Consider the following 20,536-nt stretch of genomic DNA (forward strand, 5'->3'; position numbering starts at 1 on the left):
GAGTAAACCCTGACTATGAAAATGAAATTATCTTTGATCAGTGCAGCCGTTTTATCAGCGAGCTTATTAGTAACCCCTGGCGTTTCGTTCGCAAAAATGCCCATTGCTGTTAATGGCCAGCAATTACCAACACTCGCCCCAATGCTAGAGCAAATAAGCCCTGGTGTAGTTAGCATTCAAGTTTCAGGTTCTAAAGAAGTACGTAGTCGCGCAGCACCACTTGATTTCTTTTTTGGCAACCCGCAGCCACGCAGCCAAAAGCGTGAATTTAGTGGTTTGGGCTCTGGCGTTATAATTGATGCTGATGAAGGCTACGTTGTTACCAATAACCATGTAGTACAAGATGCGCAAAAAATGCTGGTCACGCTTGAAGATGGTCGTGAATATGAAGCCACTAAGATTGGTAGTGATAAAGAATCCGATATTGCACTTCTACAAATCGATGCTGATGATTTAATAGCCGTTAAACTTGCTAACTCTGATGAACTACGAGTTGGTGATTTTGCAGTCGCTATCGGAAATCCATTTGGTTTAAGCCATACCGTGACCTCAGGGATTGTCAGTGCCCTTGGTCGCAGCGGCTTAAATATTGAGGGCTATGAAGACTTTATTCAAACAGATGCAGCCATCAACCAAGGTAACTCAGGCGGTGCTTTAGTTAATTTAAACGGTGAGCTAATAGGTATTAATACCGCAATTTTAGGTGCATCAGGCGGTAATGTTGGGATTGGCTTTGCCATTCCATCAAATATGATGAAAAACTTAGTAGATCAAATTATTGAGCACGGAGAAGTTCGCCGTGGCTCGCTCGGTATTTCAGGTCGTCCACTTGATGCTGGGCTTGCTAAAGCCCAAAAGCTTGATGTGAAGCAAGGCGCCTATGTTATGCAGGTTATGGATGATTCTGCAGCCAGTGAGGCGGGTATTAAAGCCGGCGATGTGATCGTCAGTATCCATGGCAGTGATATCGGTGGTTTCCATGAGCTACGCAGTAAAATAGCAACTTTAGGTGAAGGTAAAGAAGTTAAATTAGGTATCTATCGCGACGGTGAAGTTAAAACCGTTAACGTAACACTTGATGGCGCATCAGGTATTTCATCACCTGGCGAAGAACTGCATCCTGCTTTTCAAGGTTCGGTATTAGAAAATACCCAAAAGAACAGCCATGAAGGAATCGAAGTTCAATCGGTTGATCCTCGTTCACCGGCTGCTAGGGTAGGTCTAGAGAAAGGTGATGTGATCATGCAAGTAAATCGCCAACGAGTTGAGACGATTCGTGATATGAATCAAATCATCGAAGCAACCCAAGGTAACATCGTATTAGGTGTGCAACGTGGTCGTGAATCTGTATTTGTACTGATCCAGTAATTTAATTCACTATAAAACAATAAAAATCACAGCAATACTTGCCGCTGTGATTTTTTTTATGCCATCATTAGAGAATTGCTAACTAACAATAAGAACACCGTGCTAAAACTTATTAAATTTACCCTGCCGCCACTTTTTGCAGGGCTGGGTATTGCCTTTCTTGTGGTTTTTTTTAGCCCGACATTACGTGATAACTTATTACCGAATGTAGAAATCCCCAACCCAATGAGTACCAGCCACCTTAGCTTCTCTGATGCAGTAAAGCGCGCTGGCCCCTCTGTAGTTACTATTTTTTCAGAAAGTATTTCTAGTCAACCTCGTTATAAGGGCCAAAACACCGTACAAGAACTTGGCTCTGGGGTGATCATGTCAAACGATGGTTATATTTTAACTAACTATCATGTGATCAATAATGCGGACCAAATTTTAGTCGTTTTAACTGATGGACGACGTTTTTTTGATGTGCAATTAATCGGTTTTGATACCGTAACAGACTTAGCACTGCTAAAAATAAATGCCGAACATTTACCCATGATCCCTATCAACAACGGGTTTAATCCACAAGTGGGCGATGTTGTGCTGGCAATTGGTAATCCACTTAACTTAGGGCAAACCATCACCCAAGGAATTATTAGCGCAACCGGCAAACAAAAAATTACCGACAGTCCTTATAACAACCTATTGCAAATGGATGCCGCAATTAATGTGGGTAATTCAGGAGGGGCGCTAATTAACTCAAATGGTGATTTAGTTGGCATTACCTCGGCACAATTTAAAACCCGTGAAAACCTCGATATTCAAGGGATCTTTTTTGCGGTGCCCTATTCACTCGCTAAAGAAGTTATGAAAAAACTGATAAAGCATGGCCGTGTAGTACGCGGCTACTTAGGTTTTACGGGAACCGCTGTAGATAGCACCGGCAAAGAAATCAGTGATAACTTTACCCCTGTCACAGGCATGCGGATCACCAATCTAGACCCATTAGGCCCTGCGTGGCAAGCAGGCATTAAAGAGCAAGATATTGTCATTAAAATTGCCGGTACGGATGTAAGTAATCCACAAAAAACCTTACATATGATTGGTAATTCAGAGCCAGGTAAAGAAATTGAGTTTGAGTTATACCGTAACGGTGAGATCAAAAAAGTGATGGTGAAAGTGGCAGAGTTAGAGACGAAGCTATAAGAACTAATTAAACCTAGGGCCTATTTATTAGGACCTAGGTTTTAGGTTATTTAATTACTTCTACGTTTAATATTAGCACCGAGTGCACTTAGCTTGTCTTCAATATGCTGGTAACCACGGTCAACATGATAAATACGGTCAACTATAGTTTCGCCCTCTGCAACAATACCAGTCAGTATAAGGCTTGCTGAGGCACGTAAGTCGGTAGCCATTACTTGTGCGCCAGTTAGTACCGTTGTTTCACCACAAATAGCAGTCGTGCCTTCCAAACGAATATTAGCACCCATGCGTTGTAGTTCTGGTACATGCATAAAGCGGTTTTCAAAAATAGTTTCAGTGATCGTTGCATTGCCATTAGCAACCACATTTAAAGCGGTAAATTGGGCTTGCATGTCGGTTGGAAAACCAGGGTGTGGCATGGTTTTAATGTTAACCGCTTTGAGCTCACGGTTACGCATGTCCAAATAAATACTATCATCGTTTACTTCAACTAATGCATTAGTTGCACGTAGCTTTTCAATAACGGGTTCAAGGTTATGAAAATCTGTGGCTTTACATAATACTTCACCACCTGCCATAGCTGCAGCCACTAAAAACGTACCAGTTTCGATACGATCGGGTAAAATACGATGCTCACAACCATTTAGTTTTTCAACACCTTCCACTTCGATACGGCTACTGCCAGCGCCACTAATTTTAGCACCCATGGCAATTAAGCAATTGGCAAGGTCGGTAATTTCAGGTTCGCGGGCGGCATTTTCAAGTATCGTTTTACCTTCAGCTAATGTGGCTGCCATAAGTAAGTTTTCAGTAGCACCAACACTGACCATTTCCATATAAACTTCAGCGCCTTTTAAGCGGCCATCTACTTTGGCATTGATATAGCCATTTTCAACTTCAATAATCGCGCCCATACGTTCAAGGCCTTTGATATGAATATCAACCGGGCGAGCACCGATAGCACAACCACCAGGCAGTGACACTTGCGCCTGACCAAAGCGAGCAACTAAAGGCCCAAGCGCTAATACAGACGCTCGCATTTGCTTTACTAAATCATAAGGAGCTAACGTTTTATCGACCACACTGCCATCGATAACGAGTGTATCTTGTTGCCACTGTACGTCGGCACCAAGAGTTTTTAATAATGCCTCTGTGGTGCCAATATCGCGTAAACGTGGCACATTTGAGAAATGGCTTTTACCATCGGCAAGTAACGCTGCAAATAAAATGGGTAATGCTGCGTTCTTAGCGCCAGAGATCGTGACTTCACCAGCCAGCCCTGTGCCGCCCTGAATTACGAATTGATCCATGAGCAAGCCTTATTATTGAGGTAAAATGAGTTTTTTCTCGCGTTTCCACTCGGTAGGAGTAAAAGCACGAATAGATACTGCGTGAATTGTGCCATCTGAAATAGTATTCATTAAAGGTGCATATACCAATTGCTGCTTTTTGACGCGGTTTAAACCGTCAAAACACTCACCTACAGCTATCACTTCGTAATGACTACCATTGGCTTTAACATGTACTTCAGCTAATTGTAACTCATCGCGTAATAAGACTTCGACCTGACTTGTTTCCATAACTCTCACTCAAATAGGGTTGTAACCTGACCCAACTGCATTAGTTTTTGCAGCTGTTCAGGTATATTTTGCAACTCAAGGCGAACGCCTTGCTGCTTTAATTCTCTGAAAGAGTGAATTAACCAAGCTAAGCCCGCTGTGTCAACCCTTGTAACCTCAGAAAGGTCAAAATACCATGTTTTATGGCCACTTTGTGGCTGCTTGTTAATAAGTCGTTCAGTGGCGATTGAATGTCGGGTCAACTCGCCACTTATTTTAAATTGTCCATCACTCGAATTATTGACCGTGAGATTACTCACCTGTGTTACCCCTAAATTGCACTGGCAATTTGCTCTTTTGTTCTAATAAGTCACTAACATGGGTAAGCCCTTGCTGGCGTAAAATGCCTTGTAGTTCGCTTTGTTTAGCATCAAGTAAACTAATACCTTCAGCAACCATATCATAAGCGCGCCACTCACCACTGCGGTTTTCACGTACTTTGAAGTCAATTTTAATATCAGGTTTGCCTGACTCAACAATTTTTGTTTTTACTAGCACTACATCTTGTCCTGCAAACGCTTTTGCTGGAGAAAACTCTACGCTCTGATTGCTATATTGGGTAAATACACCAGCGTATGTAGCGACTAAATACTCTTGAAATACATCAATAAAGCGCTTAATTTCATCAATAGCCTTTTTTTGCTCAGCGGGATCTTTAATCGCTCTGACTTTTGAAACATGACTACCCAATACACGCAAAGCCGCATACTTATAATCCACATAAGGCATTAACTCTTCACTAACAATAACGCGTAAACGCTCTTTATCTTTTTTAATGATTGACTGTTCTTTAGTAATACGCTGAAAAGTATTATCAGCTACTTGGCGAACCATTTTATAAGGGTCTTTTAAATCAACATCTTGTGCCTGAGTAGCACCGCTCATAAAAACGAGCCCAACAACACATAAAATTTTCTTAAACATAATAATTACTCGCTACCTTGGTTGAATAAAAACTGCCCGATTAATTCTTCAAGCACTATCGCTGATTTAGTATCAGTAATAAAGTCACCATCATTTAGCGCTTTACTTTGCACACCAAACAGCTCATCTAAGCCAACATCTCCATCGTTGCTCGTTACCTCAACACCCATACAACGTTGTTCAGCTGATTTTGGCGCAATAACAGGGTTAATTCCTAAGTATTGCTCACCTAAAATACCTGAAGTCAAAATCGAAATTGAGCTAGTGTTAGAAAACCGGCACTGATACTGCGCGTCAATAGTCATATCAACCACAGGGACAAACTCTTGTGGATGAACCTTAATTGATTCTACTCGACCAATAACCACACCACCCACCTTAATCGGTGCGCGGGTTTTTAAGGACCCAATATTGTCAAACTTGGCTTTTAATTGATAAGTTTCAACTCCACCGCCAATACCTGCATTAGCCACTTTAAGCGCTAACATAGCAAGTGCGGCAATACCGAGAGCCACAAAAAAACCAACTAAAATTTCTAATTTCCGTGAATTCATTATTAATACCCTATTAGCTGGTAAACATTACCGCTGTCAAAATAAAGTCAAAACCTAATACAGCAAGAGAAGAATGCACTACCGTTTCGGTAGTTGCTCTGCTGATCCCTTCTGAGGTTGGTACACAATCATAACCTTTATAAAGTGCAATCCATGTCACTACTAAAGCAAATACGAAGCTTTTGATCATACCGTTCAAAATATCTTGTTGAAAAGATACTTGCGATTGCATGATTGACCAAAAACTCCCCGAATCAACCCCCAACCAGTCAACCCCAACAAGGTGTGCTCCAATAATAGCGACTGCTGAAAAAATCAGTGCCAACAATGGCATACTTATAAAGCCGGCCCAAAAACGCGGTGCAATAATACGCTTAAGCGGATCAATTGCCATCATTTCCAAGCTCGACAACTGCTCTGTTGCTTTCATCAAGCCAATTTCGGCCGTTAACGCACTGCCTGCACGCCCAGCAAACAGTAATGCAGTAACCACAGGTCCAAGCTCTCTTAGTAAGCTCAAGGCAACCAGAGGGCCTAAACTATCTTCAGCGCCATAACCAACAAGGACAGTATAGCCTTGTAAAGCCAACACCATACCAATAAATAGACCCGACACCATGATAATTAATAACGACTGAGAGCCAACCATATATAATTGGCGGATCAGTAACGGTGTACCTTTTTTAATATTCGGCACATTAGCTAGTGCACCCACCAACATTTGTGATGAACGACCCAGCGCCGCAAAACGGCCCAAGGTTTTATGCCCTAAGCGTTGTAGTAAATCGAGCATTATTGTTGCCCTCCAAGTAATTCGTCTTGATAAGGCGTTGCTGGGAAGTGAAATGGCACAGGGCCGTCTGATAGACCTTTTAAAAACTGTTGTACTAAAGGCGATTCATGATTACGCATTTGTTCAGGAGAACCTTCACCAATAACACCTTGTTCTGCAATGATAATAACATGATCGGCAATGCTCATTACCTCTGTAACATCATGAGTAACAATTAACGATGATAATCCCAACACTTCATTAAGGGACTTAATCAGCTTAACTAGTACTCCCATGGAAATAGGGTCTTGTCCTGCAAAAGGTTCATCGTACATGATTAATTCAGGGTCTAAAGCAATAGCGCGTGCAAGGGCTGCACGCCTTGCCATACCACCTGATAACTCTGATGGCATTAAATCTTGCGCGCCACGAAGCCCTACGGCTTGCAGCTTTAAAATGACTACTAGACGAATTAAATCTTCACTTAGGCTAGTATGTTCGCGTAGAGGAAACGCAATGTTGTCAAACACTGACATATCGGTAAATAAGGCGCCGCTTTGAAATAGCATACTCATTTTAGTACGCGCAGCATATAGTGCTTTACGCGACATACTCGGAATATTGCTGCCTTCAAACAGAATTTCACCACAGTCGGGTTTTAATTGCCCACCCACTAGACGTAACAAGGTGGTTTTACCAATACCACTGGGCCCCATAATCGCGGTGATTTTTCCTTTTGGGACATTGAAGCTCATATTTTTATATATGATGCGTTCACCTCGCAAAAAGGTTACATCCTTGATCTCTACTATTGGTTGCGACAAGTCGCTCTCCATAACTATTTTCACTAGTTCCCCTATTTTAAGGCTTTTTGCAGCAAGATGGAAAAAACAAATCGTAAAATTTTGTAATATTCTATTACATAACCATCTAATCCTCACCTTTATTGGCTTAACCTACCCTTAAATATTTTATTTACGTACGTATATACAGCCCCGCATTTTAAAGAGACTTAGTACACAATCCTAGCAAATTGACCGGATTCTTTTATTTATACTTTCATGTTGGCTTTTGATACTATTTATAGTCATCTCGTTTAAAAAAATTGGCGTACAGGCATGCTGACATCATTTGTCATTTTAATTTTAGGTTTTGCGGCACTAGTTTGGAGTGCAGACCGCTTTGTTTATGGCGCTGCAGCTCTGGCAAAAAACATGGGGATACCTACTTTAATCATCGGATTAACGGTGGTTGCAATGGGCTCTTCAGCTCCCGAAATGATGGTTTCAGCATCAGCAGCGCTTGCTGGTAAAACAGACACTGCGGTAGGTAATGCGATAGGTTCAAATATCACTAATATTTTTCTAGTGTTGGGTATCACAGCACTATTACGGCCCTTATCAGTTTCTTCATCAACATTAAAACGTGAAATGCCATTAGTATTACTGATTTCAGTGGCTACTTGGTACGTATTTTCAGATAACTACTTTTCATTCACTGAAGGTATTGCGCTACTGGTTGCGTTTATCGTATTTATTGCTGGCCTTATTACTATATCAATTAAAGCCAAAAAACAAACTCAAGCTGATGACCCATTTGTCAGCGAGGCCTGCGAAGACGTGCCTAATAATGTACCAACTAAGTCAGCCGTATTTTGGTTAGCAGTGGGTATAATATTACTCCCTATTAGCTCGCACTTTTTAGTCGGCTCTGCGGTCGATATTGCAAAATATTTTGGCTTAAGCGATTTAGTTATTGGTTTAACCATCATTGCCATTGGCACCAGCTTACCCGAACTTGCTGCTAGCGTTGCTGGGGTATTAAAAAAAGAGGACGATTTAGCTCTAGGTAATATTGTCGGCTCTAATATTTTTAATATTCTAGCTGTTTTACCATTGGCAGGTATTATTAATCCGTCAATTATCGACCCATCAGCAGCCAACCGAGATGTACTGATAATGATAGGCGCAACAATTGCACTTATCGTCATGTCCTTGAGTTTTAGAGGCACACACCGCATTAATAGAGTAGAAGGCGGTTTATTACTAGTCGCATTTATTGCCTATCAAGGCTATATTTTCAGCCAAGTTGGCTAACAGCCATTCATCATACGAGTAGCACAATGACGCAGCTAAATTTTATAGAGCAAGGTAAGCGAGTACTTGAAATAGAACGCCAAGCGCTTGTAGATATAAGCCAATATTTGAATGATAACTTCAATCAGGCTTGCCAGTTAATGTATCAATGTGATGGCCGCGTTATTGTAATTGGCATGGGTAAATCTGGTCATATTGGCAATAAAATTGCTGCAACACTCGCCAGTACCGGGACCCCAGCTTTTTTTGTTCATCCTGGTGAAGCCAGTCATGGCGATTTAGGCATGATCACCCCAAATGATGTTGTTATGCTCATTTCAAATTCAGGTGAAACCAGCGAAGTACTTAATATTATACCGGTACTAAAACGTATTGGCGCAAAAGTAATAAGCATGACAGGAAACCCGCAGTCAACTATGGCTACCCTCGCTAATGCACATGTGTGCATTAAAGTCACTGAGGAAGCCTGTCCACTGGGGTTAGCCCCAACTGCCAGCACCACCGCCACACTTGCCATGGGCGATGCCATGGCAGTTGCACTGCTTGAAGCTCGTGGTTTTACCGCTGATGATTTTGCACTTTCACACCCTGGCGGAAGCCTAGGTAAGCGCTTACTACTGTGCTTAAACGATGTGATGCATGCCAATGAGCTAGTGCCTATTATCACTGATAAGCAAACCATTAAAGACGCATTAATTGAAATGTCGGCAAAAGGCCTTGGCATGACAGCCATTGTCGATAACCAAGGCTTATTAGCAGGGTTATTTACTGATGGTGATTTACGCCGTATTTTAGAGCAACGTATTGATATTCATGGCACCCCAATCATTGAAGTAATGACCCGTTCGTGTACAACCGCCAAAGCACAATTGCTAGCTGCTGAAGCACTAAATATAATGGAACGTCAACGCATCAACGGTTTAATTGTGGTTGATGATAACAACCGCCCTATTGGCGCGTTAAACATGCAAGATTTACTTAAAGCTGGAGTTTTATAATGCAATTTTCTGATTTATACCAGCCTCTAAGCCACGACGTAGAGCAACGCGCAAAAAAAATCAAAATGCTGATTTGTGATATTGATGGCGTATTTTCAGATGGTCGCATCTATTTAGGTAACCAAGGCGAAGAGTTAAAAGCATTTAACACCAAAGATGGTTTTGGCATTAAAGCGCTTATTAATAGTGGCTTTGAAGTTGCGGTGATCACCGGGCGTCATTCACAGATAGTTCAGCAGCGCATGACTAGCCTAACCGTACAACATATTTACCAAGGCCAAGAGGATAAGTTACTAAGCTATCAAGAGCTTAAAAATAAATTAAAGCTCAACGATGACCAAATCGCTTATATCGGCGACGATGGCCCTGACTTGCCTGTAATGGAACAAGTTGGCTTTGCGGTAGCGGTAAATGATGCGCACCCACTTATAAAGCGCCTTGCTCATTATACAACTATGCTACCGGGTGGGTTTGGTGCAGTGCGTGAATTAACCGACTTACTGATGTTAGTTAATAATAAACAGTTAACAAACACAGGCACAAGCTCATGAATAGCGCGCGTATAATTCTATCTATTTTATTTGTAGCGACTATGGTTTGGTTATGGTATCCGTACTTTAATCAACCTCTAGACAATCAAAATAAACAAGAAAAAATCATCGCTAAGCCTGATTATGTAGCAGTTGCCCTTAAGCAAACAGCTTATGATGAACAAGGCAAAATAAGCCATAAAGTCACAGCGACAAAAATGGAGCTTTACCGAAAGCTTGGCTTTACTTACTTTGAACAGCCTATATTTACAATATATAACGAACAACAGACTTGGCGAATAAACGCTAAAGAAGCCACGTTATACGAAAACAACACCCTTATTTTAGACGGTGATGTTGTGGCTAAAAATTTAACTAGTAATGCTATGATTGAAAATATTAACGCCGACAACATTGAAGTAAATATCGAAGCACAAACCATGCGTTCAGCGCAGCCGGTAGAATTAATCGGTCCGAATTTAAAGATCACTGGCCGCGGCCTCGAAGCCGATTTAAAAGCCGAAGTGATAGAACTTATCAACCATACGCGAACCATATATTATGACCAATAAACTAACTAAAATACTATTACCAAGCCTATTCATCGCTTTTTCAACAATCGCAGCCACGCCGCCTGCAGATCAAGTATCAATTAGTGCCGATAAGCAGCAAGCACAACTTAAAGAAAATGTGGGGATTTTTGAAAAAAATGTCGAAGTAATTCATGGTAATCGTCATATTACAGCCGATCGCCTTGAGGTTCATAAACGCGGCGATTTAGGCGAAAATAAACAATTGTTAATCGCAACAGGCAAGCCTGCCTACTTTGAAGAAAAGCAAACCGATGGCACTGTAATGAGCGCCAGCGCCAATGAAGTACGTTACGACGTAGCAAAACGCTTTTTGACCCTAGTTGGTGATGCTAAAGTGACTCAGGCAGGACAAGAAATTAATGCTAAAAGCATCACCTACGATATGCAGCAACAGCTTATTAGCGCCGAAAAAGATGAAAACTCTGACGACCGAGTACACACCATTTTAGTGCCTATAAACAGCAAAAAAGATAACGAAAAAGGCCAACCATGAGCACTTTAAAAGCAGAATTTTTAGCAAAAAGCTATAAAGGCCGCGAAGTCGTAAAAAATGTCGGTCTTGAAGTCAGTGCAGGTAGTATTGTTGGCTTACTTGGCCCAAATGGTGCGGGTAAAACCACCACTTTTTATATGATTGTTGGTTTAGTTCCAAGTGATAAAGGGCGTATTACTATTGATGAGCAAGACATAACGCTACTACCAATGCACAGCCGCGCACGCTTAGGAATTGGCTATTTACCACAAGAATCATCAATTTTTCGTAAACTCACCGTTTACCAAAATTTAATGGCAATTTTAGAAACTCGTAAAGAACTAAAAAAGACTGAACGCGAAGAGGTACTAAATGAATTACTTGACGAACTAAGTATTCAACACATTCGTGATAGCCAAGGCATGGCATTGTCTGGTGGTGAACGCCGCCGGGTAGAAATAGCTCGCGCATTAGCAGCCAATCCTAAATTTATTCTTTTAGATGAGCCTTTTGCTGGTGTTGACCCTATTTCAGTGTTAGATATAAAGAAGATTATTGAACACCTTAAAAACCGAGGTATAGGCGTACTTATTACTGATCACAATGTACGAGAAACCCTTGATGTTTGTGAAAAAGCCTACATTGTTTCTCATGGGGAGCTAATTGCATCTGGCACTCCTGAAAACGTATTAAATAATAAAACAGTGCGCGATGTTTACCTAGGTGAACAGTTTAGACTCTAAATCGACTAGCATCTGCTAGTATTAATTATGACAACATTTTAAAAAGGATTGTTAGAGATACATGAGGCAATCATTACAGCTGCGCATGGGCCAGCAACTTACAATGACACCACAGCTGCAACAAGCGATACGCCTGCTGCAACTTAGTACATTGGATCTCCAGCAAGAAATACAAGAAGCGTTAGATAGCAACCCATTACTTGAGGTTGAAGAACAAAATTTTAGTGACGAAGATGCTGGTAAAAATGAACAAAAGCAAGATACAGATGATGTCACGGTTAGCGCTTCGCCAGACGAAACCTCAAGCGAATACGAACAAGAAAGCTCAGAAGCATTAACTAAAGAAACCGTGAGTGACGAAATGGCAATGGACGTTACGTGGGATGAGTACATGAGTGCAGCCCCTAATACGTCATCAGGGCCAATGCCTGAAGATGAATCTATTTATCAAGGTGCATCAACAGAAACACTGCACGAATATTTAATGTGGCAACTACAGTTAACGCCATTTAGTCCCACTGATGAGGCGATCGCTTTAGCTATTGTTGAAGGCATCGATGAATCAGGTATTTTAACCGTTAGTTGTGAAGACTTATTAGAAAGCTTGAATCAAGGCGGCGAAGAAGAAATAGAACTTGATGAAATACAAGCTGTGTTAAAGAGAATTCAACTTTTTGACCCAATCGGCATCGGCGCACGCAGCTTACCTGAATGCCTATGTATTCAACTAAATCAATTTGATCCCGCAACCCCTTGGATTAGCGAGACAAAAAAGGTTCTAACTGATCATATCGATTTATTAGCCAGTCGTGATTACCGTACTTTAATGAAAAAGACTAAGCTTAAAGAAGACGAGCTTAAAGAGGTTATGACGCTCATTCACAGTCTCAATCCCAAGCCGGCTGATACCATTGTGCGTGAAGAATCTGAGTACGTTATTCCTGATGTGTCAGTGAAGAAAATAAAAGGCCGCTGGATAGTTGAGCTTAACCCCGACAGCATGCCAAAAATTCGTGTAAACAGCCAGTATGCGGCAATGTCTCGCTCTGTTAAATCAAGCAGTGACAGCCAGTTCATTCGCTCTCATCTGCAAGAAGCCAAATGGTTTATTAAAAGCTTAGAAAGCCGTAACGATACTTTATTAAAAGTAACTAACTGCATTGTGCAGCAACAACAAGGTTTTTTTGAACATGGACCCGAAGCTATGCGCCCAATGGTTTTAAATGATGTAGCTGAAATGGTGGAAATGCATGAGTCAACAATTTCGCGAGTAACTACGCAAAAATATATGCATACTCCACGCGGTATTTTTGAGTTGAAATACTTTTTTTCAAGTCATGTAAGCACCGAAAATGGGGGGGAATGCTCATCAACAGCTATTCGTGCTCTGATCAAAAAGCTAGTCAGCGCAGAAAACTCAGCGAAACCGTTGAGTGATAGCAAAATAGCAGATATATTGGCAGAGCAAGGAATAAAAGTGGCTAGACGCACCATTGCAAAATACCGCGAGTCGCTTGCTATTCCACCATCGAACCAAAGAAAAAGTTTGATTTAAGGCGTTAACACACAGAAGGAAAATGCTTATGCAATTAAATTTAACGGGTCGCCATGTAGATATTACTGATTCATTAAGAGACTATGTAAATAGTAAATTTGCGAAGCTAGAAAGGCACTTTGATCATATAAACAATGTGCATGTCATTCTTGATGTAGTAAAACTAAAGCAAAAAGCAGAAGCCACTTTACATGTCAGTGGCGCGGAGTTGTTCGCTTCGACACAGCACCAAGACATGTACGCCGCGATTGACGGACTTATAAATAAACTAGACCGCCAAGTAATCAAACACAAAGAGAAGATTGCTCGACATTAATCCTATGAAATTAAGCTCACTTACTTGTCAGGACTGCAGTAAAGCTGCGGTCCTTTTTAATAGCAAAAAACGCATTATTGAATTCATAAGCCAGCTAGCCCACGAGCAGTTACCGCATTTAGTCCAGCAAGATATACTTAATGCGCTGTTGACTCGCGAAAAGTTGGGGAGTACAGGTATAGGTAAAGGTATTGCTATTCCTCATGGCCGAATGAATGGTATTGATAGTCCTTTAGCGCTTGTGCTAGTGAGTAAATCACCCATTAATTTTGATGCTATCGATAATCGCCCTGTTGATATATTTGTCGCACTCATCGTCCCTGACGGTGATAGTGAGCTGCACTTAAAGACGCTAGCCGCCATTGCTGATAAACTAAACAATAAAGAGTTTTGCAAACAATTACGTAGCGCAAAAACGGACCAAGATTTATTTAATGTAATTGATGCACAATAAAGGAGACTAGTAATGGAGTTAATTATCGTCAGCGGCCGCTCAGGCTCAGGGAAGTCCGTTGCGCTACGAGTATTAGAAGACTTAGGCTATTACTGCGTAGATAATATTCCAGTTAACCTATTACCGTCTCTAGTACGAAGTGTATCAGACAATTACGACAAAATAGCTGTTAGCATCGACGTTAGAAACCTGCCTAAAGAACAAAAAGAATTTAACGATATACTCGAATACCTACCTGGATTTGCAAAACCAACTTTATTTTATTTAGACAGCGACGAGCAAACACTGATAAAACGTTTTTCTGAGACTCGTCGCCTGCATCCATTATCGATTGACTCTTTACCGCTTGATTTAGCGATAAAACAAGAAAAAATATTGCTGGATGTACTGATCACTCATGCTGATTTTATTATTGATACCACCGATTTAAGTGTCCACCAGCTGGCTGAATCAATTCGTGAAAAAATTCTCGGCAAAAAAGACAAAAAATTAATCATAACTTTTGAATCATTTGGCTTTAAACATGGAATTCCTAAACAAGCTGATTACGTATTTGACGCACGATTTTTACCAAACCCACATTGGGAACTTGAGTTAAAGCCACTGACAGGACTTGATCAACCAGTAAAGGATTATTTAGCAAGTCACAGTATAGTGCAAAAGTTCACCTGGCAAATTCAAACCTTTGTACAAACATGGCTGCCTCATTTAGAGCGTAATAATCGTAGCTATTTAACTATTGCTATTGGTTGCACAGGTGGCCAGCATCGTTCAGTCTATTTAGCGCAAACCATTGGTGAAAGTTTTGCAATGTCTCACTCAAATGTGAAAATTCGCCACCGTGAACAAGAAATATAAATACCAAGGTAGCCACAATTAATGTATGCAGAAGATACTTTTTTAATTAAAAACAAGTTAGGCCTACATGCTCGTGCTGCTAGCGTTCTTGCACAATTAGCAGTGCAATTTGATGCCACCATAACGCTATTTCAAGATGAAAAACAAGCGGCTGGCGACAGTGTCTTAGCACTGATGCTGTTAGAAAGCAGTAAAGGCAAAGAAGTAAAAGTTATTTGTAAAGGCCCTGATGCAAAATCCGCGCTTGCAGCCATCGGACAGTTAATAGCAGAGCGTTTTAACGAGCAAGAATAAGCTTGCGCTTGGTGTCTGTCTTTAAATTGCGGTAAACTAAATACAGTTTTTAGCCAAAACATTGTTAATTATCTGAATTTTTCTATCTTCGTAATAGTTTATTTTTATAAGGACGCCAATGCCCGATACTTTTGAACAGGATTATCCACTACAACAACTAAAACAGGTGACTCAGTCACTCAATAGTGGGCAGTTTGTTCAAGTCAGGCGTATGTTAGCAAAAACGGCCCCGTGCGATACCGCGCTATTACTAGAGTCATCTCCGCATAAAATCCGTAGTTTACTATGGCAACTGGTCGACCCTGATGTGCAAGGTGATGTACTCGAAGAGCTTTCTGAAGATGTGCGCTTGGGTATTATTGCGCAAATGGAACCTGAGCATATAGCTGCTGCCACTGAAGACATGAGCGATGATGACTTCGGCGAAGTATTACGTAGCCTGCCCGATACAGTTTATCAAAATGTGGTTGGCGCCATGGACAGCCAAGATAGAGAACGTGCTACCCAAGCACTTTCTTATCAAGAGCGCTCAGCCGGGGCATTAATGAACACCGATACGGTGACTATTCGCCCTGATGTTACTATTGATGTAGTCCTTCGCTATCTGCGCTTACGCGGCGAGCTACCTGAAGGCACCGACGATTTATACGTAGTTGATAAGCATAACTGTTTTTTGGGCGCAATGCCGCTAAGCGTACTATTAACTAACTCTCCGGATAAAGTCATTCGTGATTTGATGGATGAAGACTGTGAGTCAATTGCCATCTCTATGGATGAGAGTGACGTTGCGCAGCTGTTTGAACGCCATAACTGGATTTCAGCCCCTGTTGTTGATGATAACGCACAATTACTTGGTCGTATTACTATCGATGATATCGTTGATGTTATTCGTGAAGATGCTGAACATAGCTTATTGAGCTTAGCCGGCCTTGATGACGAAGAGGATACCTTTGCTCCCGTATTAAAAAGCTCCCAAAAGCGCTCTATTTGGCTTGGTGTGAATTTATTGACGGCGTTAACAGCTGCTTTTGTCGCCAGCTTTTTTGAAAACACTCTCGCTGTTTTACCTATTCTAGCCGTACTTAACGGTATTGTGCCGTCGATGGGGGGTGTTGCAGGTAGTCAAACACTCACTCTGGTTATCCGCGGTATTGCAGTTGGCCATATAAATCAAACCAACCAACGCTTTTTGCTGATGAAAGAACTGGCTATCGGCGCGATTAATGGCGTGGTATGGTCAATTTTAATAGCAGGCGTGGTCGCTATTTGGCAGTGGGACTTTAAGTTGGGAGCCGTGCTTGCTTTTGCTATGTTTATGAACTTAGTAGCAGCAGGTATAGCCGGTGCTAGTATTCCACTAATTTTGAAAAAGATGAATATAGATCCAGCCCTTGCAGGTAGTGTGTTATTAACTACAGTGACTGATATAATAGGTATTTTCGCCTTTTTAGGCACTGCAACTTGGTTACTGATTTAATTGAGTTAGTGTAAGAAAAGTTGCTTGAATTAGCTCAACTCTACATACTCACTAAGGGCGGCATTTAGTAACATGCACTTATGGTTTTTACTACTTAACACTTCTAATATTGCTGCCATCCTAGCTAACCACCCTTACTTTTCGTGTGCTTACAGCTATCCATAGCCATTCTCGTAATTCCACCTTAACTTCCATTATCCTTATTTATCCAAGCCTTCTATAATCCATTACTTACTTGCTCGGTGAAGTAGTATCCATAATTTTCTTCCATTGCTGCGCCGTCCATAGCGACACACTTTGTACATCCGTTTCTTTAAAATGACTTTCTTTTGTATGATTATACTCCATAACATTCCTCCTTGCAGACTTGCGCCTGTTCTTCCTTGTAAGTATTAATGAATACGGCTTATTAACGTCTAGCGATGATATAAATCGCATGGATCAAACCAGGAATATAACCCAGCAATGTTAACAAGATGTTAATCCAAAATTGTGCACCCAAACCTACCTGTAAAAAAACACCTAAAGGTGGAATGAGCACTGAAAATATAATACGTATTAAATCCATCTTGCGCTCCTTACTATAAAAAACTAAATCTCAAACTTAAAGCCCAAAAGACTGGGCTTTATAAAGTGACAAATATTACTTTTTAACGATAGTAAGATTGTCTTTAACATCTCTTACATCTTCTGCATTTGAGGCAATTTTAACAGCTAACTGCTTTTCAGCGTCAGATTCAACTGTACCGTTCAACGTGACTACACCTTTATCTGTATCAACGTCGATATTAGTACCGCTTACTTCAGAATTGAACAAATAACGCGTTGTGATAACAGTGGTAATTTTAGCATCTGTTAAGTCACTATCAGCGCTATCATCGCTGTCCATGTCTTTACTTTTCATCATGGCTGACTTTTTATCTTGAATAACAGTTAACTGGTTATCTACGTCCATGACATCATCAATGCTTAACACAAGTTCTTCAGCAAGCTCTTTATCAAGATCACTTTTCACTTTACCAGTTAATGTTACCTTACCATTTTTAACATCGGTATTAATGTCAAAATTATTCAGATTGCTATTCATTAACAGTACGGTTTCAGCCTTACCATCAACCCATGCATCTTTACTTTCACTTTCCCAGCTATTGGCTTGAGCACCCATTGCTGTTGTACCAAGAACTAAAGCTGCAATCATTGTTTTGTTAAATGTTTTCATAATCTGTTTCCTTTTGATTAGTTACGCTATTTAATATGCGAACATCGCGCCAACTTTATAACTATTAATAATCAATAAGATACAAAAAAACATTTAACCGTTGTAATTTTTTTACAAGCTACTCGGTAATTTATTCCTAGTATTGCAACAATAGATAAACACTTCATGGTCATTTGTAAGTATTTTATACTGGGCTATAACACTCAGAGCAATCGGTAGATTTCGTAAGAGTGAATTTTTGCTGTGCGAGAGTTAAACCATCAAAACAGATAAACTGGCTACCTTGGTGGTGCCCTAGGATTAAATTAATCCCGAGTAATGCCTGCATTGATCCCATCACACCTAGAAGCGGACTCAGCACACCTGCATTATCACAATTCAGTGCTTGTTGCTCTGGCTGCTCTGGAAACAGACAGCCATAACAGGGACTTTGTGGCACACGAAAATCAAAGCACATCAACTGTCCTTCGCTAGCAATAGCCGCGGCTGATATAAGTGGTATACCCGCTTTTAAACAAAAACGATTAACTGTATAACGTGTAGCAAAGTTATCACTGCAATCCAGTACCAGTGTTGCAGCTTTAAATATTTGCTCAGCATTTTCTTCAGTTAATTGCTGACTAACAGTGTTAACAGTAATTTGGTTATTTAAGCTCGTTAGCACTTTACCTGCAGCGCTCGCTTTAGCTTGCCCTAAGTGGTTCACTTTATAGAGCACCTGTCGCTGCAAATTAGAAAGTTCGACTTTATCGTCATCAAGTAACGTAAGCTCACCAACACCCGAAGCCGCTAAATACAAAAGCGCAGGGCTACCTAAACCGCCCGCACCAATCACAACAACGTGTGCTGCTTTTAGTTTTAGCTGACCATCAAGGCCAACTTCTTTAAGCATTAAGTGGCGACTATAACGTAGCTGCTCTTTGTCAGATAATTCTTTCTCAGGTAAGTCTGTCATTATTTTTCAAAGCCATCCTTATAACTCTCTTTAATAGCACCTTGTAAATCTACAATTGCTTGTTGATAATCATCAGCTTCAGTAATAGCCCTTACTACAGCAACACTGCCAACACCTGTGGCAGCCACTTCTAAAGTACGCGCTAAATCAATCCCCCCGATAGCGACTGTTGGGTAACTTTGCATTAATGGCACAAAATGTTTTAGCTTTTCAAGCCCTTGGATTTGACCCGTCATATCTTTGGTGGTGGTTGGGTAAATAGCTCCAAATGCCATATAACTAGGACGATAATTGTGCGCGCGAAGCATTTCATAAAAACCATGAGTCGAAAGTCCTAAACGCAGCCCCGACTCTTTTATCAGGGCTAAGTTAGCTTTAAGCAAATCTTCTTGGCCTAAATGTACACCATAAGCGCCGTGTTTAATTGCCAATTGCCAGTAATCGTTAATATACACGTTACCATCGTACTTTTTCCCTAGTGTAACTGCTGATGCAATCACCTCATCAAGCTCGTTTTCTGTGCCATTTTTTATTCTTAGCTGTACGGTTTTAATACCTTGCGCTAAACACTTCTCTAGCCAATCAAGTGTATCAACTACTGCATATAAACCGAGTTGTTTACTTTCACACGGAGCAAAATTGGCAGCCATAGTAAATTCATCAGCACCGTCGAAGTCTAGTTCATCGGCAAGCCAACTACCTGCTTCTATCACTTGTGGATAATCATTAATATTTTCGGGGAAGCATGTTTGTGCTACAGGGCCAAGACCTTCACCATAACGTACTGCCGCTTTTAAACCTTGGTTGATATAGGCTTTAGCTAAAATAAAAGCATCTTTAAGTGGGTATTCTTTTGTTAAACACGCAGCAATTACAGAGGCCATACTGCAACCTGTACCATGACTGTGCGGTGTCGTTATTTTTTCGTTGCCAAGCCAATACTCGCTTGCACCATCAGTACAGTAATCAACGCAATAACCAGCTGGGTAATCCCAATGCCCACCTTTGATCACCACCGCTTTTGCCCCCCAACTTTGCAGCTTTGCAGCTGATTCCTTTACTGCACTTGGGCCAATTAAATACACCCCAGTTAATAATTGCGTTTCGTGAGTGTTTGGGGTGATCACATCCACCAGCGGCAATAAGCACTCTTTAATTGCACTAACGGTATCTTCTTCGGTAAGTAAGTCACCACTACTAGCAATCGCTACGGGATCATATATAACTCGTGGCGGTATTGGCCATGTTGCTTGATAATGCTTTATATGTTCACTAACAAGTTGAATTTGCTGAACGTTCGCTAACATGCCAATTTTAATTACGGCGGCTTTCATATCACTTTCAAGGGCTAATAACTGCGACTCTATTATATCGGTTGAAATAGGATTAATCGCTTCTACGCCTAAGCTATTTTGCGCAGTAAGTGCAGTAATTGCAGTACAACCATGTACACCAAAACTTTGCATGGCTTTAATATCTGCCTGAATACCTGCACCACCGCCAGAATCAGAGCCTGCAATTGTCCAAACAACGTGATTCATATTTACTTATTCCCTA

At 41.0% G+C, this 20,536-nt stretch carries 25 protein-coding genes; 14 read left to right on the forward strand and 11 right to left on the reverse strand.

Translation table 11 applies throughout. From position 1 onward, the window contains the following. Positions 1–15 precede the first annotated feature (15 nt). Positions 16–1,368: a Do family serine endopeptidase gene (locus ACT3RM_RS03490; RefSeq protein WP_441834745.1), complete on the forward strand. Its 1,353-nt coding sequence runs from the start codon at positions 16–18 to the stop codon at positions 1,366–1,368. Positions 1,369–1,467: 99 nt separating this feature from the next. Then, positions 1,468–2,550: a trypsin-like peptidase domain-containing protein gene (locus ACT3RM_RS03495; RefSeq protein WP_441834744.1), complete on the forward strand. Its 1,083-nt coding sequence runs from the start codon at positions 1,468–1,470 to the stop codon at positions 2,548–2,550. A gap of 50 nt (positions 2,551–2,600) precedes the next feature. Here ACT3RM_RS03495 and murA read toward each other — a convergent pair whose 3' ends face one another. The 7 genes from murA to ACT3RM_RS03530 are packed head-to-tail and all read right to left on the reverse strand — an operon-like array spanning position 2,601 to position 7,255. Continuing rightward, on the reverse strand, positions 2,601–3,860 hold the full coding sequence (gene murA, locus ACT3RM_RS03500) for a UDP-N-acetylglucosamine 1-carboxyvinyltransferase (RefSeq protein ID WP_441834743.1): 1,260 nt from the start codon (positions 3,858–3,860) through the stop codon (positions 2,601–2,603). Positions 3,861–3,872: 12 nt separating this feature from the next. Then, a complete protein-coding gene (locus ACT3RM_RS03505) occupies positions 3,873–4,130 on the reverse strand; it encodes a BolA family protein (protein ID WP_441834742.1) in 258 nt (85 codons plus the stop codon). A gap of 5 nt (positions 4,131–4,135) precedes the next feature. Then, on the reverse strand, positions 4,136–4,429 hold the full coding sequence (locus ACT3RM_RS03510) for an STAS domain-containing protein (protein WP_441834741.1): 294 nt from the start codon (positions 4,427–4,429) through the stop codon (positions 4,136–4,138). Then, a complete protein-coding gene (locus tag ACT3RM_RS03515; RefSeq protein ID WP_441834740.1) occupies positions 4,422–5,093 on the reverse strand; it encodes an MlaC/ttg2D family ABC transporter substrate-binding protein in 672 nt (223 codons plus the stop codon). The genes ACT3RM_RS03510 and ACT3RM_RS03515 overlap by 8 nt, the downstream gene beginning before the upstream one ends. A gap of 5 nt (positions 5,094–5,098) precedes the next feature. Beyond that, the gene (mlaD, locus tag ACT3RM_RS03520; protein WP_441834739.1) at positions 5,099–5,647 is read right to left on the reverse strand and encodes an outer membrane lipid asymmetry maintenance protein MlaD; all 549 of its coding nucleotides are present in this window, start codon (positions 5,645–5,647) and stop codon (positions 5,099–5,101) included. A 13-nt stretch (positions 5,648–5,660) separates the two neighbouring features. Beyond that, positions 5,661–6,440: a lipid asymmetry maintenance ABC transporter permease subunit MlaE gene (mlaE, locus tag ACT3RM_RS03525; protein WP_441834738.1), complete on the reverse strand. Its 780-nt coding sequence runs from the start codon at positions 6,438–6,440 to the stop codon at positions 5,661–5,663. Next, positions 6,440–7,255, reverse strand: a complete 816-nt coding sequence (locus ACT3RM_RS03530) for an ATP-binding cassette domain-containing protein (protein ID WP_441834751.1) — start codon at positions 7,253–7,255, stop codon at positions 6,440–6,442. The genes mlaE and ACT3RM_RS03530 overlap by 1 nt, the downstream gene beginning before the upstream one ends. Positions 7,256–7,537: 282 nt before the next feature. On the opposite strand from ACT3RM_RS03530, the gene ACT3RM_RS03535 reads away from it, so the two are divergent. From ACT3RM_RS03535 to mgtE, 12 genes are all read left to right on the forward strand, one after another. Further along, positions 7,538–8,515 (forward strand): calcium/sodium antiporter, encoded by a 978-nt coding sequence (locus ACT3RM_RS03535; protein WP_441834737.1) that lies wholly within the window; start codon positions 7,538–7,540, stop codon positions 8,513–8,515. 26 nt (positions 8,516–8,541) lie between these two features. Continuing rightward, the gene (locus tag ACT3RM_RS03540; protein ID WP_441994553.1) at positions 8,542–9,513 is read left to right on the forward strand and encodes a KpsF/GutQ family sugar-phosphate isomerase; all 972 of its coding nucleotides are present in this window, start codon (positions 8,542–8,544) and stop codon (positions 9,511–9,513) included. Further along, positions 9,513–10,064: a 3-deoxy-manno-octulosonate-8-phosphatase KdsC gene (kdsC, locus tag ACT3RM_RS03545; protein WP_441994552.1), complete on the forward strand. Its 552-nt coding sequence runs from the start codon at positions 9,513–9,515 to the stop codon at positions 10,062–10,064. The genes ACT3RM_RS03540 and kdsC overlap by 1 nt, the downstream gene beginning before the upstream one ends. After that, entirely contained in the window at positions 10,061–10,615 is a 555-nt protein-coding gene (lptC, locus tag ACT3RM_RS03550; RefSeq protein ID WP_441994551.1) for an LPS export ABC transporter periplasmic protein LptC, read from the forward strand. The genes kdsC and lptC overlap by 4 nt, the downstream gene beginning before the upstream one ends. Continuing rightward, entirely contained in the window at positions 10,605–11,129 is a 525-nt protein-coding gene (gene lptA, locus ACT3RM_RS03555) for a lipopolysaccharide transport periplasmic protein LptA (RefSeq protein WP_441834733.1), read from the forward strand. The genes lptC and lptA overlap by 11 nt, the downstream gene beginning before the upstream one ends. Beyond that, the gene (gene lptB / locus ACT3RM_RS03560) at positions 11,126–11,851 is read left to right on the forward strand and encodes an LPS export ABC transporter ATP-binding protein (protein ID WP_441834732.1); all 726 of its coding nucleotides are present in this window, start codon (positions 11,126–11,128) and stop codon (positions 11,849–11,851) included. The genes lptA and lptB overlap by 4 nt, the downstream gene beginning before the upstream one ends. Positions 11,852–11,912: 61 nt before the next feature. Then, positions 11,913–13,406 (forward strand): RNA polymerase factor sigma-54, encoded by a 1,494-nt coding sequence (locus tag ACT3RM_RS03565; protein WP_441994550.1) that lies wholly within the window; start codon positions 11,913–11,915, stop codon positions 13,404–13,406. Between the two features lie 28 nt (positions 13,407–13,434). After that, positions 13,435–13,722 carry a ribosome hibernation promoting factor gene (gene hpf, locus ACT3RM_RS03570; protein WP_441834730.1) on the forward strand — a complete coding sequence of 96 codons (288 nt, stop codon included), beginning with the start codon at positions 13,435–13,437 and terminating at the stop codon, positions 13,720–13,722. A 4-nt stretch (positions 13,723–13,726) separates the two neighbouring features. Beyond that, on the forward strand, positions 13,727–14,176 hold the full coding sequence (locus ACT3RM_RS03575) for a PTS sugar transporter subunit IIA (protein WP_441834750.1): 450 nt from the start codon (positions 13,727–13,729) through the stop codon (positions 14,174–14,176). 12 nt (positions 14,177–14,188) lie between these two features. Further along, positions 14,189–15,034 carry an RNase adapter RapZ gene (rapZ, locus tag ACT3RM_RS03580; RefSeq protein ID WP_441992740.1) on the forward strand — a complete coding sequence of 282 codons (846 nt, stop codon included), beginning with the start codon at positions 14,189–14,191 and terminating at the stop codon, positions 15,032–15,034. Between the two features lie 21 nt (positions 15,035–15,055). Then, positions 15,056–15,328, forward strand: coding sequence for an HPr family phosphocarrier protein (locus ACT3RM_RS03585; RefSeq protein ID WP_441834728.1), 273 nt, complete (start codon positions 15,056–15,058; stop codon positions 15,326–15,328). A 118-nt stretch (positions 15,329–15,446) separates the two neighbouring features. After that, positions 15,447–16,805, forward strand: coding sequence for a magnesium transporter (gene mgtE / locus ACT3RM_RS03590; protein ID WP_441834727.1), 1,359 nt, complete (start codon positions 15,447–15,449; stop codon positions 16,803–16,805). A 409-nt stretch (positions 16,806–17,214) separates the two neighbouring features. On the opposite strand, the gene ACT3RM_RS03595 is transcribed toward mgtE, so the two are convergent. From ACT3RM_RS03595 to thiE, 4 genes are all read right to left on the reverse strand, one after another. Further along, positions 17,215–17,373, reverse strand: a complete 159-nt coding sequence (locus tag ACT3RM_RS03595) for a YqaE/Pmp3 family membrane protein (RefSeq protein WP_064667813.1) — start codon at positions 17,371–17,373, stop codon at positions 17,215–17,217. Between the two features lie 75 nt (positions 17,374–17,448). Then, positions 17,449–18,024 (reverse strand): BON domain-containing protein, encoded by a 576-nt coding sequence (locus ACT3RM_RS03600; RefSeq protein ID WP_441834726.1) that lies wholly within the window; start codon positions 18,022–18,024, stop codon positions 17,449–17,451. Between the two features lie 184 nt (positions 18,025–18,208). Further along, positions 18,209–18,979, reverse strand: coding sequence for a HesA/MoeB/ThiF family protein (locus tag ACT3RM_RS03605; RefSeq protein ID WP_441994549.1), 771 nt, complete (start codon positions 18,977–18,979; stop codon positions 18,209–18,211). Then, positions 18,979–20,520 carry a thiamine phosphate synthase gene (gene thiE / locus ACT3RM_RS03610; protein ID WP_441834724.1) on the reverse strand — a complete coding sequence of 514 codons (1,542 nt, stop codon included), beginning with the start codon at positions 20,518–20,520 and terminating at the stop codon, positions 18,979–18,981. Before thiE ends, ACT3RM_RS03605 begins: the two co-directional genes overlap by 1 nt. Between the last annotated feature and the right edge of the window lie 16 nt (positions 20,521–20,536).

Origin of the sequence: Pseudoalteromonas sp. AOP7-A1-14, assembly GCF_052376275.1 — a bacterium.
Lineage (GTDB): Bacteria > Pseudomonadota > Gammaproteobacteria > Enterobacterales > Alteromonadaceae > Pseudoalteromonas.

Coding starts and splice junctions, on each gene's coding strand:
- hpf (WP_441834730.1), top strand. CDS start 13,435: ATGCAATTAAATTTAACGGGTCGCCATGTAGATATTACTGATTCATTA.
- ACT3RM_RS03490 (WP_441834745.1), top strand. CDS start 16: ATGAAAATGAAATTATCTTTGATCAGTGCAGCCGTTTTATCAGCGAGC.
- ACT3RM_RS03515 (WP_441834740.1), bottom strand. CDS start 5,093: ATGTTTAAGAAAATTTTATGTGTTGTTGGGCTCGTTTTTATGAGCGGT.
- ACT3RM_RS03595 (WP_064667813.1), bottom strand. CDS start 17,373: ATGGATTTAATACGTATTATATTTTCAGTGCTCATTCCACCTTTAGGT.
- mgtE (WP_441834727.1), top strand. CDS start 15,447: ATGCCCGATACTTTTGAACAGGATTATCCACTACAACAACTAAAACAG.
- mlaD (WP_441834739.1), bottom strand. CDS start 5,647: ATGAATTCACGGAAATTAGAAATTTTAGTTGGTTTTTTTGTGGCTCTC.
- ACT3RM_RS03565 (WP_441994550.1), top strand. CDS start 11,913: ATGAGGCAATCATTACAGCTGCGCATGGGCCAGCAACTTACAATGACA.
- ACT3RM_RS03585 (WP_441834728.1), top strand. CDS start 15,056: ATGTATGCAGAAGATACTTTTTTAATTAAAAACAAGTTAGGCCTACAT.
- ACT3RM_RS03540 (WP_441994553.1), top strand. CDS start 8,542: ATGACGCAGCTAAATTTTATAGAGCAAGGTAAGCGAGTACTTGAAATA.
- lptC (WP_441994551.1), top strand. CDS start 10,061: ATGAATAGCGCGCGTATAATTCTATCTATTTTATTTGTAGCGACTATG.
- ACT3RM_RS03605 (WP_441994549.1), bottom strand. CDS start 18,979: ATGACAGACTTACCTGAGAAAGAATTATCTGACAAAGAGCAGCTACGT.
- rapZ (WP_441992740.1), top strand. CDS start 14,189: ATGGAGTTAATTATCGTCAGCGGCCGCTCAGGCTCAGGGAAGTCCGTT.
- lptB (WP_441834732.1), top strand. CDS start 11,126: ATGAGCACTTTAAAAGCAGAATTTTTAGCAAAAAGCTATAAAGGCCGC.
- ACT3RM_RS03505 (WP_441834742.1), bottom strand. CDS start 4,130: ATGGAAACAAGTCAGGTCGAAGTCTTATTACGCGATGAGTTACAATTA.
- kdsC (WP_441994552.1), top strand. CDS start 9,513: ATGCAATTTTCTGATTTATACCAGCCTCTAAGCCACGACGTAGAGCAA.
- lptA (WP_441834733.1), top strand. CDS start 10,605: ATGACCAATAAACTAACTAAAATACTATTACCAAGCCTATTCATCGCT.
- murA (WP_441834743.1), bottom strand. CDS start 3,860: ATGGATCAATTCGTAATTCAGGGCGGCACAGGGCTGGCTGGTGAAGTC.
- ACT3RM_RS03575 (WP_441834750.1), top strand. CDS start 13,727: ATGAAATTAAGCTCACTTACTTGTCAGGACTGCAGTAAAGCTGCGGTC.
- ACT3RM_RS03535 (WP_441834737.1), top strand. CDS start 7,538: ATGCTGACATCATTTGTCATTTTAATTTTAGGTTTTGCGGCACTAGTT.
- ACT3RM_RS03530 (WP_441834751.1), bottom strand. CDS start 7,255: ATGGAGAGCGACTTGTCGCAACCAATAGTAGAGATCAAGGATGTAACC.
- mlaE (WP_441834738.1), bottom strand. CDS start 6,440: ATGCTCGATTTACTACAACGCTTAGGGCATAAAACCTTGGGCCGTTTT.
- ACT3RM_RS03600 (WP_441834726.1), bottom strand. CDS start 18,024: ATGAAAACATTTAACAAAACAATGATTGCAGCTTTAGTTCTTGGTACA.
- thiE (WP_441834724.1), bottom strand. CDS start 20,520: ATGAATCACGTTGTTTGGACAATTGCAGGCTCTGATTCTGGCGGTGGT.